The sequence below is a fragment of the Lentibacillus daqui genome (genome assembly GCF_027186265.1).
Classification (GTDB): domain Bacteria; phylum Bacillota; class Bacilli; order Bacillales; family Amphibacillaceae; genus Lentibacillus_C; species Lentibacillus_C daqui.
In genome coordinates this window covers 1735374-1749511 of record NZ_CP114176.1, presented here as the reverse complement: position 1 = coordinate 1749511, position 14138 = coordinate 1735374, and the positions used below count along the sequence as shown (strand labels likewise).

The following is a 14138-nucleotide window of genomic DNA, read 5'->3' as shown; positions in this document are numbered from 1 at the left end:
TGCCAACGGAATTTGCATCCGCATCAAAAAAATAGAGGTAAATAATAAAACAATGGTGCCAAAGATATAAAAATAACTTATTATCGCAACACCAAAAGGTCTATTTAATTTTGTTGTATACCCCTTATTATCAGTGTGTTATTATTGATTCAATTTTATGCAACAAAATGGCCCAATGTTGCATTGTCACAGTACGTTTTGTCAATGTGATTTTATCAAACTTTTTTATAAATGATCGAACTTTATTTCAAAGTCACAACAGACCCCGAGCAAGGATACCATACGGACTCAGTTGACGGATTTTCAGGAGAAATATAATGTAGATGAACTCATGGCCGTGTCATATATTCACGACAAGGATAAACAGAAACGTTCCTATGAAATTTTGAAAGAAGTGGTTAGTGAAGAATAGATATAAGTGCGGGACTTTTCAATGATTTTATCTTGGTGATTTTATGACGTAAAATTTATTTAAGTGGTAATTCATACGCATTAACGCATACAATAATAAAAACCGAATGGTACAGCTATCACCAAACGGTTTTAACCTAACGAACATGATGTTAACTACCCAAAAGTGCTTGTGACAGGGTAGTTATTTTTTTTGCTCAGACAATACTGCGACCATCAATGTTCCAAATGAAATCATCAGAACAAGCGCCTCGAATACAGACATGCTGCATCTCCCTTTCTGTTTGACTTAAAGGAGTTGTGCTGTTTTATCCGATTCTGAATTTTAACATATAGTTTTTGATAATTTTCTTTAAAAATGATTATATTTAACGATATGGGTGAATCAGCTTGTCTTATTCCACTTTTTTTAAAATACAAAAAAAGACGAAGCAGCTAAAGTAAATCTTCGTCTACATAAATACACTTGTGTAACGGTGGACACCCTAAAACCAGCCAAATTTTTATAAATAATTCCAACCGCGGCTGGGATAAGTTGTTAAAAATTTTACTTATGTTTGGTGGCTTCATGTTCAATTGATCGGCGATATCCTTTATGTAGATATTTTTATTTTTCGCTATTTCTTTAAACCGGTTTTTAATGACTGGTTGCTGTGTATTTTCCATGAAAGGATTAAGCCTGTCGAATTGTTTGATTTGTTCAATCTTTTCCATAATGCAGCCTACAACAAACTCTTCCATTTTGTAATCATCGCTTCTGGTTTTGTCGCGGTGACGATTAATCAGATTTTCCAGCTCAGTTATTTCCTTTAATTGGTCATATATGTCATCTTTCAACCTTATGGTCACGGTTTTCATGTATAAATCACCTCACAGTTGGAAAAATGGTAATGGAAAGGATGATAAAATTGCTGAGACATAATGATAAAGAAGATGTTATCGATGTTATCCATGAGACATTTGACAAAGGGAGAAAAGGCTAAAATTTAGGACAACCTCTCCAGCGTTAATCGAGCAATGTCCAATCTCTAAAATAGGATCCAATTCATTATAATTGGATCCTATTTCGTTAGTGAGTCTTTACTATTACATATTCTGTTTATACCGAAAAAATACATGTTGTTCATACTTTCAGTTGGAGGAAAAAACAGTATCAATAATGAAAACAACGAAAAAACAACCAAGATACAACCTGGAAGTCTTGGTTGTTTTTTATAATAGGGGGGAGTGTCGGCAGTTCATTTCCCTGTCCTTTTTAATCTTTTTCTTGTTTTACAGAGGCAGTTGCACCTGGATGTTTCGGCCGTTTAAATCCCTTATCCAACCTTCCCGCATTTTCAATATCTCCGGAAGCTTTATACCCTGCTATTTCCATGTTGGACGTTGTTCCATAAAACCCTATTCCACCAAGCTCTGCATTAACATTTTCCTGTATTTCTCCATTTTTGCCTTTTTTATCTGCCATCTTGTCAACCTCCTTGGATTATTGTCGCTTCTTTGTCTTTTTATTATTATACCTTTCAGTTGCAGTCAAAGGTTCATTAGCAAATTCATGATCAAATTCTGTTGATAATTTTTTTCTGACAGCCTGCTCATCACTCATGGCACCAGTATTTTTATTTTTCTTGTTCGCCATTGCAATACACCTCCACCCCATAGTCTTTGTTAATTGTGGAAGAGTATGCACACCAGGAACGATACAATCGTAAATTTTCAGTAACCCATGATATGAATATTTTGCATCCACATAGATGATCCGATCGAAATGAAGTAGTGAAGGGAAGAAGTGGTTGTCCATGTTTTCAAAACAAACAACCACAGTCATTAAAAACTGTGGTTCAAGGAAAGGTTTATGATTCTATTTTTTATTAAATTGCCGTTTCAACAATCGTTCTATTAAACCAGGAAAAAGTTGATAGATTTTATTTCCAAATGCCATCCAATATGGCAAATTTATTTCTCTTTTGTTTTGAAACAGATTTTTTACAACCTTTTTGGCTACTTTATCCGGATCCAGCATGTGGCGCGCAACATTTTTCTGATAGGTACCGTTCGGGTCAGCTGTTTTAAAAAAGTTGGTTTTTACCGGCCCAAGATTAACTGCGGTGACAAATATTCTATTTTCGGCTGCTTCCATCCGTAATGCATTGGTAAAGCCAAGCACCGCATGCTTTGTAGCAGCGTAAACAGCGGATTTTGTTGTAGCAATTTTTCCTGCCATGGAAGCAACATTTACAATATGACAGACTCTGCGGTTTGCAGAAAAATGTGGCAGCAATTGCTTCGTTCCATTGATTAATGCATAGACATTTAATTCAAACATATGATCCAAATCGTCCCATTCCACATCTTCAACTGCGGCAAAGACACCAGCACCGGCATTATTAATCAGCCCATGAATCTGTTGATGTTCCGTCAGAATTTTTTCCAAAACCTGTGCATAGGCATCATGATCGGTTACATCTGCTTGATACACATATGATCTGATATCAAACTCCCGAACAAGCTTATCCTGTAAATTTTCCATTTTCGCTCCAGAGCGGGCAATCATAATTGGAATACCACCATTTTTAGCAATGTGCCAGACAAGACGTTCGCCAATCCCGCTGGATGCACCTGTTACAATAATTCGTTTATTCTTGATCAGTTGTTGTTTCACGAGCATCACCTATTTAATTTGATAGAAAAGTATACCATCTTTCACGGTTGCCAGTATTTTCCCCTCATTTTCAAGAAAATCCAGTTGGCCGATGGTTTCAGACATGGTTAAATCAAGCTGTTTTGCAAACTTTTTGGGAAATAATTGCTGACAAATTGCAAATGGTTTTTGTTCCTTAACCTGAAGCATTTCAAATACTTTATTTGCCCGTTTTTCCTGCAGTTTTAGCTGGGCTGGTATCAATTCATCCAGATTCGAAAACACCTCATTGTGACCCGGGTACACTTTTTGGATTCCCAATTGCAAACACTTATTTAAATTACTTCGATACTGCAGTAATGGTTTTGGCCGTTCTTGTCCTTCATTATAAGGTGGCTCCAATACCGGATTCGGGGTAATATGGGCAAGCAAGTGATCACCGCCAATAAATGACCCATCTGATTCCCGAAAAAAAGATAAATGACTTTGTGCATGCCCCTTTGTCCCGATAACTCGCCATTGGTCATGACCAGGTAAAACATCCCCTTCATCGATAACAGCTGTTAATGACCCTTCACCAAAATGTCCCAGTTCTGATTTCATTTGCTCCAAATATTTTAAATATACGTCCGGAACACCAAAGAATGCGAAATAATCCTTAAAAAATTGTTCATACCGGTTGAAAAATGATTCATCCTTCGTCAACCATGGTTCATTAAATGAATGTCCGACAATGGAATGTGCACGTGGAAATTCTCCAACAAGTCCAATATGATCTGGATGATGATGGGTTAAAATAAGTTGTTCAATATCATTAGGCGAGTAGCCTAGTTGCTTTAATTGTAATACCAGCGCTTCCCATGCTTCTTTTGTTCTCACCCCCGCATCAACGAGCGATAAAACGTCACCTTTTAAGAGGTAAACATGTACATCTCCTACTGCAAAAGGCGTGGGAATCGTTAGCTGATGAATGGTGTCGTGTAATACTTTCATCATAAGCCTCCAAGTGAATGGTCGTTCAGTTTATTACTATTTTACACTTTTTCTCCGTTTTTGTCACTTTTATCTCTTATCCGGGTTAGTACTTCTCACGGTCGATCCCTTGTGTTTTGCCTTTCATATCTGCTGTAATACCCGACTCTCGGTCGACTTCCAGCGTTTTTCCTTTCCTATTAGCCGAGATAGCCCGTCTCGGTTCGATTTTTTTCAAATTGAATACAAAAACACCTTTTAAATCGAAGTAGTATATACATAATAACCAGAGACTGACTGCAAAGAACTGACCGTTCATGTAATAAGCATTTGAAAATTGACTTTTGCTGTGAACTACAACACAATCATAGAGGGGGTGAAACGTGTGACAACTGAAATCATTGCACATCGCGGTGCCAGTAAACTTGCTCCAGAGAATACAATGCCTGCCTTTGAGCTAGCTTATAAACAAGGGGCAGACGGTATCGAAACTGATGTGCAGCTTACCAAAGACGGTATACCTGTGTTAATCCACGACGAACAGGTGAAACGGACAACAAACGGAAAGGGATATGTCAAAGATCTGACGCTAAATCAACTAAAAGAATTGGACGCTGGTTCCTGGTTTTCCAAAAAGTTCATAGGTACCACGATCATCACATTGGAAGAATTTTTACAATGGATCAAACCCAAGTCGTTATACTTAAATATTGAGTTAAAAAATACTAAGATAATCTATAAGAACATGGAAACAATTGTGTATGATATGCTATCACACTACGACTTATTACATCGAACGACACTGTCCACATTTAATCCCTTTAGTGTCAGACGGATAAGCGAACTTTGCCAAGACCTTGATATTGCTTTATTGACTTCCCGAAGAAATCCAAACCTTGTACATGATGCCAAGGCAATGGGAGCAAATGCACTGCATGTCAAGTTTCGCTTGCTTCGGCTATCCCTTAAGAAGGCATGTCAAAAAGAGAATATGACACTGCGAGTATATACCGTGAATCGACCGATGCATATGCGTCAATGTTTCACCCAAAAAATAGATGGTCTGATTACTGATGTTCCTAATCTCGCATTGCAACAGCGTAGCGCATATCAGTTAAAACATAAGGACTAGGAGGAATTATACATGCAAAAACTATTTACACCAATACACTTTCAAGACGTGGAACTAAAAAACCGGATTGTGATGTCACCGATGTGTATGTACTCTTGTTACAATCAGGATGGTATGATCACACCGTTTCACTTCACCCATTTAGTCAGCCGGGCTGTTGGTCAAACAGGGCTTGTGATCACGGAGGCTACTGCTGTTCAGCCTGAAGGTCGAATTTCTGCACAGGATTTAGGAATTTGGGATGATGCGCATATCCCGGGACTAACAGAGTTGAATGAACAGTTGCATGCATATGGTGCAAAAACAGGTATTCAACTCGCGCATGCTGGTCGAAAAGCGGAACTGGAATCAGAAATTTTTGCACCATCTGCCATTCGATTCGATGATTCATATAAAGTTCCAAATGAAATGACAATCGATGATATCAAACAAACCATTGATGCGTTTAAACAGGGGGCACGACGCGCAAAAACTGCAGGCTTTGATATTGTGGAAATTCACGGTGCACACGGATATTTAATCAATGAATTTTTATCACCATTAACCAATAAACGAACAGATCAGTATGGTGGTTCACCAGAAAATCGCTATCGTTTTCTTTCTGAAATTATTGATGCGGTAAAGACAGAATGGAACGGTCCGATTTTTGTCCGGATCTCAACAGATGAATATCATGAAGACGGCAATACCTTGGATAACATGCTTTATTTTGCTGAAGAAATGAAGAAGCAAGGCATTGATTTAATCGATTGCAGCTCAGGTGGTGTTGTACCGGCAAAAGTTAATACGTATCCAGGCTACCAGGTACCCCGATGCGAGACGATTAAGCATGAAACAGCTATTGCAACCGGTGCAGTGGGACTGATCACAACTGGTAAGCAAGCAGAAGAAATTTTGCAAAATGAGCGTGCAGATGTTGTCGTCATCGGACGGGCATTACTCCGGAATCCATATTGGGCTAAGGCCGCAGCTGACGAACTAGGTTATGACATCGAAGCCCCGATCCAATATGAACGCGGCTGGCGGTAGGAGGTAGACAGATGGAATTAATCTTCCTTGGCACGGGTGCAGGAGTTCCCTCTTTGGAACGAAACGTCACAGCGATCGCGCTTGCCATGCAACAAGAGGCAAACAGTATCTGGCTGTTTGATTGCGGTGAGGCAACCCAGCATCAAATCTTAAAAACATCCATCAAACCGCGGAAAATAAACAAGATTTTTATTACCCACATGCATGGCGATCATATTTTTGGGCTTCCAGGGTTTTTAAGCAGCCGCTCCTTTCAAGGTGGCAATGATGTGTTAACTGTTTATGGACCAGCCGGGATTAGGGATTTTATCGAGACAAGCTTGTGTACAAGTGGAACACACTTGACGTATCCGCTTGAAATTGTAGAGGTAACGGAGGGACAAGTTTTTGCGGATGAAAACTTCACCGTTTATTGCAAAAAATTGCAGCATGGTATTCCTTGTTACGGATTCCGTATTGTCGAAAAAGATAAACAGGGCGAGCTAATGGCCGATAAGCTGAAAGCCTCGGGTATCAAGCCGGGTCCGATTTATCAGCAGATTAAAGAAAATCCAACAGTCACAACGCCTGATGGACAAGTGATCGAACGCAAAGATTTTATCGGTCCTGATAAACCTGGACGGATTATTTCAATACTTGGCGATACAAGAAATCCGGAGCAAAACAGCGCGTTTGTGGAAAATGCCGATTGTCTCGTGCATGAAGCAACATTTGAGCAGAGCAAGGCAGATCTTGCCAAGGATTATTTTCATTCCACCACTGCACAGGCAGCTCAACTTGCCCATGATGCAAATGTCAAACAGCTCATCCTGACGCATATCTCATCGCGCTATCAAAAGGCAGACAATGTCTGGTTACGTCAAGAAGCACAAGCGATTTTCCCCAACACGGAAATCGCCAGTGACTTTTTTCGGACAACCATTCCTGCCAAAAAATAAACGAACGAACAAAACGCTTGGGAGTTTGTTACCAAGCGTTTTGTCATTTATTCAAGTTACAGCTTGCCATTATCCCTCCATCAATGCTTTCGCCTGTGCCAATTGCTGCTGCACCTGACTTTTCGCCGTACCACCCAAACTTTTTCGCGCATCTACCACATGTTTTGGTTCAAGAAATGTAAAAACGTCCTTTGCAAATAATGTGCTAAATGATTGGTATTCATCTAGTGATAGTTCAAGCAAATATTTCTTCTGCTGGATCGCGTATAACACGATTTTTCCGATGATTTCATGCGCTTCACGAAATGGCAAACCTTTCGTCACCAGGTAGTCGGCTATATCCGTTGCATTGGAATAATCCTGGTCAACAGCATGATACATGTTTTCCTTTTTCACCTGCATCGTATCAATCATCGGCGCCAACAGACGTAATGACCCGTCAAGCGTTGTCGCTGTATCCAGCAGCCCTTCCTTATCCTCTTGCATATCTTTGTTATACGCAAGCGGAAGACCTTTTAAAACGGTTAACAGACCAAATAAATTCCCATGTACCCGGCCGGTTTTCCCTCTTAGAAGTTCTGGTACATCCGGATTTTTCTTCTGTGGCATGATACTTGATCCGGTACAAAACGAATCATCCAGCTCGACAAAATTAAATTCCTGACTGGACCAGATAACCAACTCCTCCGAAATTCGGGAAAGATGGGTCATTAAGATCGAAGCAATTGATAGAAACTCCAGTACAAAATCGCGATCGCTAACCGCGTCCAGGCTATTTGGATAAACCGTATCAAAGCCAAGCAACTCTGCGGTACGCTCCCGATTGGTTGGAAAAGTCGTCCCTGCCAGTGCACCAGCGCCAAGTGGCGACCAATCTACGCGTTTTATACTATCCTTCAGTCGCTCTTTGTCCCGTTCCAACATCCAGAAATATGCCAGAATATGATGGGAAAACAAGATCGGCTGTGCCCGTTGCAAATGTGTGTACCCCGGCATGATTACATCAATATTCGTATCTGCCTGATTGACAAATGCTTGCTGAACTGCTGTTATTAGGTTAATCATTTCCTTTGTTTTCTTTTTTACATAAAGATGAATATCGGTTGCCACCTGGTCATTACGGCTTCTTCCTGTATGCAGTTTCCCGGCAACTGGTCCAATTTCTTCAGTCAGCATCCGTTCGATATTCATGTGAATGTCTTCATCTTCAATCGTATAATTAACAGATCCTGACTTGATTTTCTTTTTAATCGTTTGTAATCCGTCGATGATTTGCCGTGCTTCTTCATCTGTAATAATCGCACATTCACTTAGCATCGTGACATGGGCAATACTTCCCTCAATATCTTCTATGGCAAATTGCTGGTCAAATTCAATGGATGCCGTGAATGATTCAACCAGTTGATTGGTTGCTTTGGTAAAACGTCCGCCCCAGAGTTTTGACATAAAATGTTCACTCCTTTATGTATAGCCTGCGGAAGCTCAGTAGACTTCCGCAAAAAACTATTGATAGACTTCTTCCTGATGTTTTTTGTTTTTGTTTTGATGAATCTCGGCATGAACCTTGGTTGGTAATCCCCAAAGCTTAATAAAACCGACTGCAGCATTATGATCAAACATATCTCCCTTTTCATAGGTAGCCAGTTCCTCATTGTACAGACTATAATCTGATTGACGGGCAATTACTGTATGGTTGCCTTTGAATAATTTTACACGTACCTTACCGGAAACGGTCTGTTGCGTCTCTGCAACAAAGGCATCAACGGCGGTGCGTAACGGTGAATACCACAGACCATCATAGATCATTTGGGCAAATTGCTGGTCAACTGTTTTCTTAAATTGGGCTACTTCACGCGTATGGGTTAAAAATTCCATTTCCTGATGTGCTTTGATAAGAATCAAGGCAGCTGGGTTTTCATAGACTTCACGCGATTTAATCCCAACCAAACGATTTTCGATATGGTCAATTCTACCAATCCCATGCTTGCCGCCCTCTTTATTCAATGTCTCAATGATCGACACTGGATCCATTGGCTGGTCATTCAGTGCTACTGGAACACCCTTTTCAAACGAAATATCCACATATTCCGGCTGGTCTGGTGTTTCTTCTACCGGATTCGTCCAGGCAAAGGCCTCTTCAGGTGCAACATTCCACGGATTTTCCAATACACCAGCCTCACAAGCTCTGCCCCAAATGTTGGCATCAATCGAAAATGGGTTATCCAAATCAACCGGAACTGGAATACCTTTCTCCTTAGCATAAGCAAGTTCTTCATCTCTGGTCATTCCCCATCCTCTAACTGGAGCAACAACCTGTAGATTAGGGTTTAATGCCTGGATAGAAACCTCAAAACGCACCTGATCATTTCCTTTTCCAGTACAACCATGGGCAACCGCGACCGCTCCTTCCTGCTCAGCGACATCGACCAACAGTTTGGCAATTAACGGCCGACTTAATGCGGAAGATAACGGATATTTGCCTTCATATAAGGCATTGGCCTGTAATGCCGGCAACAAATAATCATTTGCCAACTTATCCTTGGCGTCAATCACAATTGCTTTAATCGCACCAACGTTTAGCGCCTTTTGTCTGACCGCTTCCAGATCTTTCTCTTCCCCAAGATCAATCGCCAAAGCAATCACATCATAATTATATTTATCTTGTAACCATTTAATCGAGACAGATGTATCCAATCCCCCGGAATATGCCAATACAATCTTTCCTTCACTCATGCCAATCCCTCCAAATTTATTTATCCCACACGAACTAGCAATAATTATCCATTCGTTTTTCAACTAACATTCATCTGGAATGAAGTTCCACTTATCTGATAATACCATTTAATTAACAAGCTTCCTATTCATTTGATAATAATATTTTTAGTAATGCCTTTTGTACATGCAATCGATTCTCTGCTTCATCAAAAACAACTGAATGCGGTCCATCGATAATATCTGCTGTTACTTCCTCTCCACGATGGGCCGGGAGACAATGTAAAAAGATATAATCCTCGTTAGCGTGTTGACAAAGTGTTTGATTCACTTGAAACTCGTGAAAATGACGCTCCTCACTTTCCGCTTCTTTTCCCATACTGGCCCATACATCAGTAATAACAATATCCGCATTAGTTACGGCCTCAATCGGGTTTTCGCTGCAAGTTAGTGTACTTCCGTTTTCTTCCGCTTCTTGCTTCATCGTTTGGTAAATTCCATCATCTGGTTCATAACCGGCAGGACAGGCAATAGTCATATCGATACCTGTCTTTACTGCCCCCTCGATCAGGGAATGACACATATTGTTATGGCCATCTCCCAGATAAGCAAGCTTCAATCCAGCAAGTTTTCCCTTGTATTCGTATATTGTTAATAAATCGGCCAGCACCTGTGTTGGATGGTGCATATCCGTCAGACCGTTTATCACCGGAATCGTGGCCTCTTTTGCATAAGTTTCAATGATGTCATGCCCAAAGGTTCGAATCATTAAGCCATCCACATATCTTGATAATACTTTAGCGGTATCTGCATTCGATTCCCCGCGTCCCAATTGTATATCCTGTTTACTTAAAAATATTGCATTTCCACCGAGCTGCTGCATACCAACTTCAAAGGAAACCCTCGTACGGGTGGACGCTTTCTCAAAAATCATTCCAAGGACTTTCCCTTGTAAATATGGTTTATGAACGCCTGCTTTTGTTTCTTTCTTCAATTTGACAGCTTCATCAAGCAATGCCATCATTTCCGAACCATCAAGTGCGTGTAATGTTAAGAAGTCCTTTTGCTGCAACACTGGCCGTGCTTCCTTCGCTTTTGTCACTGCACTTTTCAAATCAACATCCCCTTTTTATACGTTGTGTACTGCTGATGATATTCCTGAAGTGATGTAACACTGGTTGCTGTCCGAACCATACCATCAAATGCAACTTGTAATGTTTCTGCTGAGGTAAATAATGTAACCTGATAGTTAATCGCCAATGTTCGTATTTGCTCGCCATTTTTCTTCTGTTGTAACCCATTTGGAATAACAATTGCCCCTGCTAATGTCTGCTTGGCAAACAACTGCTCCATTGTTTCGGCATCATTGTCAATCTTCTGGTTTGGCATATGATGTTTGGTTAAATATGCACTTGTTCCCGGTGTTGCCAGTAAGGTAAAGTGCTGACCAAGTTGTTTTAGTATCGGTAGAAGTAACGACTTTTCCCGATCGGAAACTGAACATAACAGATATGGCTTTTCCGGGTCCTTTGTTAATGTATACGCTTTTGTATCGGCAGCCTTTGCCAATGCTTCCTGGTAATCCATTGCAAGACCGAGTGTTTCTCCAGTCGATTTCATGACAGGTTCCAGCTTCGGATCGACACCTGCTAATTGTCCCGAAGAAAATACTGGTACTTTCACAGCATAATAGTCAATGGGTTCCGGAAAACGGTTCTCACCAAGTTTTTCTCCAAGCTGTACGCGAATGGCGTGCTCGACCATCGGAATTCCTGTTATCTTGCTGATCATTGGAATTGTTCGTGATGCCCTTGGATTCACTTCAAGTGCATAGATTTGTTGATCTGTAACTACGAACTGCATATTCACCAGGCCAACAATATTTGCTTCACGACAAATGGATGTCGCGTATTTAATCAGTTGAGCTTGTTGAGCATCAGATAGTTGGACGGGTGGCATCACCGCGATACTGTCTCCGGAATGCACGCCGGCACGTTCCACATGTTCGGCAATCGCAGGTATGAAGCAATGTGTTCCATCACTGATAATATCTACCTCCGCTTCCAGACCGGGTGTATATTTATCAACAACAATTGGCCATATACGTTGATCTGAATCCGTTAATATTTCTAAATACGTATCCAACATTGCTTTCTCATGAATAATATACATCGATTGCCCGCCAATAACATAAGATGGCCGGACAAGAACCGGATAACCGATTTTTTGAGCGCAAGCCTGCAATTCCGATACACTATACGCCATTTCGCCCTCAATATGCGGGATATTGATTCGCTTTAATAGCTGATAAAAATGCTCACGATCCTCGAGTAAATCAATATTTTCTGTTGAGGTTCCGTAAATCGCAACTCCAGCTCCAGTCAATTCGCGCGCTAAATTGATCGCTGTTTGCCCCCCAAACTGAATCATGACACCTGTTATTTGTTCGTGTTCGATTACTGCCAGAATATCTTCTGTTGTTAATGGTTCAAAATATAATCGATCGGCAACCGCACTGTCCGTACTAACGGTTTCCGGGTTGTTATTTATAATCACTGTGGTATATCCTAATTTTTTCAAAGCATAAACAGCATGAACCGAGCTATAATCAAACTCCATTCCCTGCCCAATTCGGATCGGGCCGGAACCTAAAATTAATACTTTTTTCGGGTCATTCGATGCCTTTTCCGGATTCACTTCCCGTTGCCAGGTCGAATAAAAATAAGGAAAATGATTTTCTGATTGAACGACCTGATAACGAGCGGTTAACTGGTTCGCTTTTAGTTTTTGCTGTACTTGTTGCTCGGTTGTCCCCAGGTATGCTGCCAAGGCCACATCGCTGAATTGCATTTGTTTCGCCTTTAACAACTGCTCCTTGGTCACGGACTCCAATGATTCATTCGCAAGCATTTGCTCCATTTCAACCATTTGTTTCATTTCGATTAAGAAAGGTTTGCTAATGGAAGTTTGCTGGTAGATTTCCGTAATACCTTTTCCTTGACGAAGTGCTTCGGCTACAGCAAACAGTCTTAGATCAGTAGGCTGTTGCATATGTTGCAATAAAACTGAATAATCCTTACCAGCAATCAATGGATGTGCTAATGAATGCAATCCATTATCCAACGAACGAATCGCCTTGTTTAACGCCGCGGCAAAAGTTAGATCAATTGCCATTGTTTCCCCGGTTGCTTTCATCTGCGTACCCAGTTTTCTGTCCGCTGTAGGAAATTTATCAAACGAAAACCGCGGGATTTTGACAACTGTATAATCGATGTTAAGCTCATGAACTGTAGCATTTTTGGTTGGGAAATAGGAATCCAATGATTGACCCAGAGCGCATTTGGTAGCAATTTTGGCGATTGGACAACCAGTAGCCTTTGAAGCTAATGCTGAAGAACGACTGACCCTGGGATTGACTTCAATCACCGCATATTCATTGGCATCTGGTTTCAGTGCAATTTGGATATTACAAGCACCGATCACACCAAGATTGCGAATGATGTTTACCGCTGCAGTACATAACATGGTATGTTGTTGTTCGGTCCACGTTTTTGCCGGAGCGACAACAATTGAATCCCCCGTATGGACGCCAACAGGATCAACATTTTCCATGCTGCAAACAATCACACAGTTGTCATGAATGTCACGTATCACCTCAAATTCGATTTCTTTCCAGCCTTTAATGCTCTTTTCGATTAGCACTTGGTGAATGGGACTTAGTTTTAGCCCAGTGGTCACAATCGTCTGTAATTGTTGTTTGTTTTCGGCAAATCCACCACCTGTACCACCAAGTGTATAGGCAGGACGGGCAATAACCGGATAACCGATTTTATCTGCATAATCAATCGCATCATTCAGCGTTGTCGTGATATATGAATCCGGAACTGGTTCGTTCAACTGTTTCATCAGGGAGCGGAATTGTTCCCTGTCCTCTCCTTTTTGAATCGAATCTACGGTACTACCTAATAATTGCACATGATACTTTTCCAATAATCCGGATTGATAAGCTTGTAATGTTAAATTTAATCCCGTTTGCCCGCCAAGCGTACCAATCATGCCGTCCGGACGTTCCTTTTCGAAGATTTTTTCAAGTGTTGCAAGATTCATTGGTTCCAGATAAATAGAATCAGCGACTGTTTCATCGGTCATAATCGTTGCCGGGTTGTTATTTAGTAATACAACCTCGATGCCTTCTTCTTTCAATGCCAGGCATGCCTCTGTACCAGCATAATCAAATTCAGCTGCCTGCCCGATCACAATTGGTCCGGAACCAATAACAAGTACCTTTTTAACCGTTTCGATAAGT

14 protein-coding genes and 1 pseudogene are annotated in these 14138 nt (G+C 40.9%); 4 read left to right on the top strand and 11 right to left on the bottom strand.

Translation table 11 applies throughout. The annotated features are described in order from the left end of the window. Positions 1-268: 268 nt before the first annotated feature. Positions 269-412: pseudogene (locus O2S85_RS08815) on the top strand (LLM class flavin-dependent oxidoreductase); the annotation flags it as partial. Between the two features lie 183 nt (positions 413-595). Here O2S85_RS08815 and O2S85_RS18780 read toward each other — a convergent pair. From O2S85_RS18780 to O2S85_RS08785, 7 genes are all read right to left on the bottom strand, one after another. Beyond that, positions 596-676: a putative holin-like toxin gene (locus O2S85_RS18780; RefSeq protein WP_367746093.1), complete on the bottom strand. Its 81-nt coding sequence runs from the start codon at positions 674-676 to the stop codon at positions 596-598. Positions 677-846: 170 nt separating this feature from the next. Next, complete coding sequence (locus O2S85_RS08810; protein ID WP_269412278.1) at positions 847-1269, bottom strand: helix-turn-helix domain-containing protein; 423 nt, start codon at positions 1267-1269, stop codon at positions 847-849. Positions 1270-1666: 397 nt separating this feature from the next. Then, the gene (locus tag O2S85_RS08805) at positions 1667-1876 is read right to left on the bottom strand and encodes a hypothetical protein (protein WP_269412277.1); all 210 of its coding nucleotides are present in this window, start codon (positions 1874-1876) and stop codon (positions 1667-1669) included. Between the two features lie 18 nt (positions 1877-1894). Next, the gene (gene sspO / locus O2S85_RS08800; protein WP_269412276.1) at positions 1895-2047 is read right to left on the bottom strand and encodes a small acid-soluble spore protein SspO; all 153 of its coding nucleotides are present in this window, start codon (positions 2045-2047) and stop codon (positions 1895-1897) included. Positions 2048-2269: 222 nt separating this feature from the next. Then, a complete protein-coding gene (locus O2S85_RS08795) occupies positions 2270-3076 on the bottom strand; it encodes an SDR family NAD(P)-dependent oxidoreductase (protein WP_269412529.1) in 807 nt (268 codons plus the stop codon). 3 nt (positions 3077-3079) lie between these two features. Next, on the bottom strand, positions 3080-4045 hold the full coding sequence (locus O2S85_RS08790) for an MBL fold metallo-hydrolase (protein WP_369420018.1): 966 nt from the start codon (positions 4043-4045) through the stop codon (positions 3080-3082). 82 nt (positions 4046-4127) lie between these two features. Beyond that, positions 4128-4340, bottom strand: a complete 213-nt coding sequence (locus tag O2S85_RS08785) for a hypothetical protein (protein ID WP_269412275.1) — start codon at positions 4338-4340, stop codon at positions 4128-4130. 66 nt (positions 4341-4406) lie between these two features. Here O2S85_RS08785 and O2S85_RS08780 point away from each other — a divergent pair, with 66 nt between their 5' ends. From O2S85_RS08780 to rnz, 3 genes are read left to right on the top strand one after another with little or no spacing between them, the layout of a single operon-like run. Further along, a complete protein-coding gene (locus tag O2S85_RS08780) occupies positions 4407-5153 on the top strand; it encodes a glycerophosphodiester phosphodiesterase (RefSeq protein WP_269412274.1) in 747 nt (248 codons plus the stop codon). 12 nt (positions 5154-5165) lie between these two features. Continuing rightward, the gene (gene namA / locus O2S85_RS08775) at positions 5166-6182 is read left to right on the top strand and encodes an NADPH dehydrogenase NamA (RefSeq protein ID WP_269412273.1); all 1017 of its coding nucleotides are present in this window, start codon (positions 5166-5168) and stop codon (positions 6180-6182) included. An 11-nt stretch (positions 6183-6193) separates the two neighbouring features. Then, a complete protein-coding gene (gene rnz / locus O2S85_RS08770; RefSeq protein ID WP_269412272.1) occupies positions 6194-7120 on the top strand; it encodes a ribonuclease Z in 927 nt (308 codons plus the stop codon). Positions 7121-7189: 69 nt separating this feature from the next. Here rnz and argH read toward each other — a convergent pair whose 3' ends face one another. The 4 genes from argH to carB form a co-directional block, all read right to left on the bottom strand. After that, on the bottom strand, positions 7190-8566 hold the full coding sequence (argH, locus tag O2S85_RS08765; RefSeq protein WP_269412271.1) for an argininosuccinate lyase: 1377 nt from the start codon (positions 8564-8566) through the stop codon (positions 7190-7192). Between the two features lie 57 nt (positions 8567-8623). Continuing rightward, positions 8624-9853, bottom strand: a complete 1230-nt coding sequence (locus tag O2S85_RS08760; RefSeq protein WP_269412270.1) for an argininosuccinate synthase — start codon at positions 9851-9853, stop codon at positions 8624-8626. Positions 9854-9977: 124 nt separating this feature from the next. Beyond that, entirely contained in the window at positions 9978-10946 is a 969-nt protein-coding gene (gene argF / locus O2S85_RS08755; RefSeq protein WP_269412269.1) for an ornithine carbamoyltransferase, read from the bottom strand. Beyond that, positions 10943-14134 carry a carbamoyl-phosphate synthase (glutamine-hydrolyzing) large subunit gene (gene carB, locus O2S85_RS08750; RefSeq protein WP_269412527.1) on the bottom strand — a complete coding sequence of 1064 codons (3192 nt, stop codon included), beginning with the start codon at positions 14132-14134 and terminating at the stop codon, positions 10943-10945. The genes argF and carB overlap by 4 nt, the downstream gene beginning before the upstream one ends. Between the last annotated feature and the right edge of the window lie 4 nt (positions 14135-14138).

Bases quoted from the DNA above. Each gene is read 5' to 3' on its own strand.
- O2S85_RS18780 (WP_367746093.1), bottom strand. From the start codon at position 676: ATGTCTGTATTCGAGGCGCTTGTTCTGATGATTTCATTTGGAACATTG.
- O2S85_RS08810 (WP_269412278.1), bottom strand. From the start codon at position 1,269: ATGAAAACCGTGACCATAAGGTTGAAAGATGACATATATGACCAATTA.
- O2S85_RS08805 (WP_269412277.1), bottom strand. From the start codon at position 1,876: ATGGCAGATAAAAAAGGCAAAAATGGAGAAATACAGGAAAATGTTAAT.
- sspO (WP_269412276.1), bottom strand. From the start codon at position 2,047: ATGGCGAACAAGAAAAATAAAAATACTGGTGCCATGAGTGATGAGCAG.
- O2S85_RS08795 (WP_269412529.1), bottom strand. From the start codon at position 3,076: ATGCTCGTGAAACAACAACTGATCAAGAATAAACGAATTATTGTAACA.
- O2S85_RS08790 (WP_369420018.1), bottom strand. From the start codon at position 4,045: ATGATGAAAGTATTACACGACACCATTCATCAGCTAACGATTCCCACG.
- O2S85_RS08785 (WP_269412275.1), bottom strand. From the start codon at position 4,340: ATGAACGGTCAGTTCTTTGCAGTCAGTCTCTGGTTATTATGTATATAC.
- namA (WP_269412273.1), top strand. From the start codon at position 5,166: ATGCAAAAACTATTTACACCAATACACTTTCAAGACGTGGAACTAAAA.
- rnz (WP_269412272.1), top strand. From the start codon at position 6,194: ATGGAATTAATCTTCCTTGGCACGGGTGCAGGAGTTCCCTCTTTGGAA.
- argH (WP_269412271.1), bottom strand. From the start codon at position 8,566: ATGTCAAAACTCTGGGGCGGACGTTTTACCAAAGCAACCAATCAACTG.
- O2S85_RS08760 (WP_269412270.1), bottom strand. From the start codon at position 9,853: ATGAGTGAAGGAAAGATTGTATTGGCATATTCCGGGGGATTGGATACA.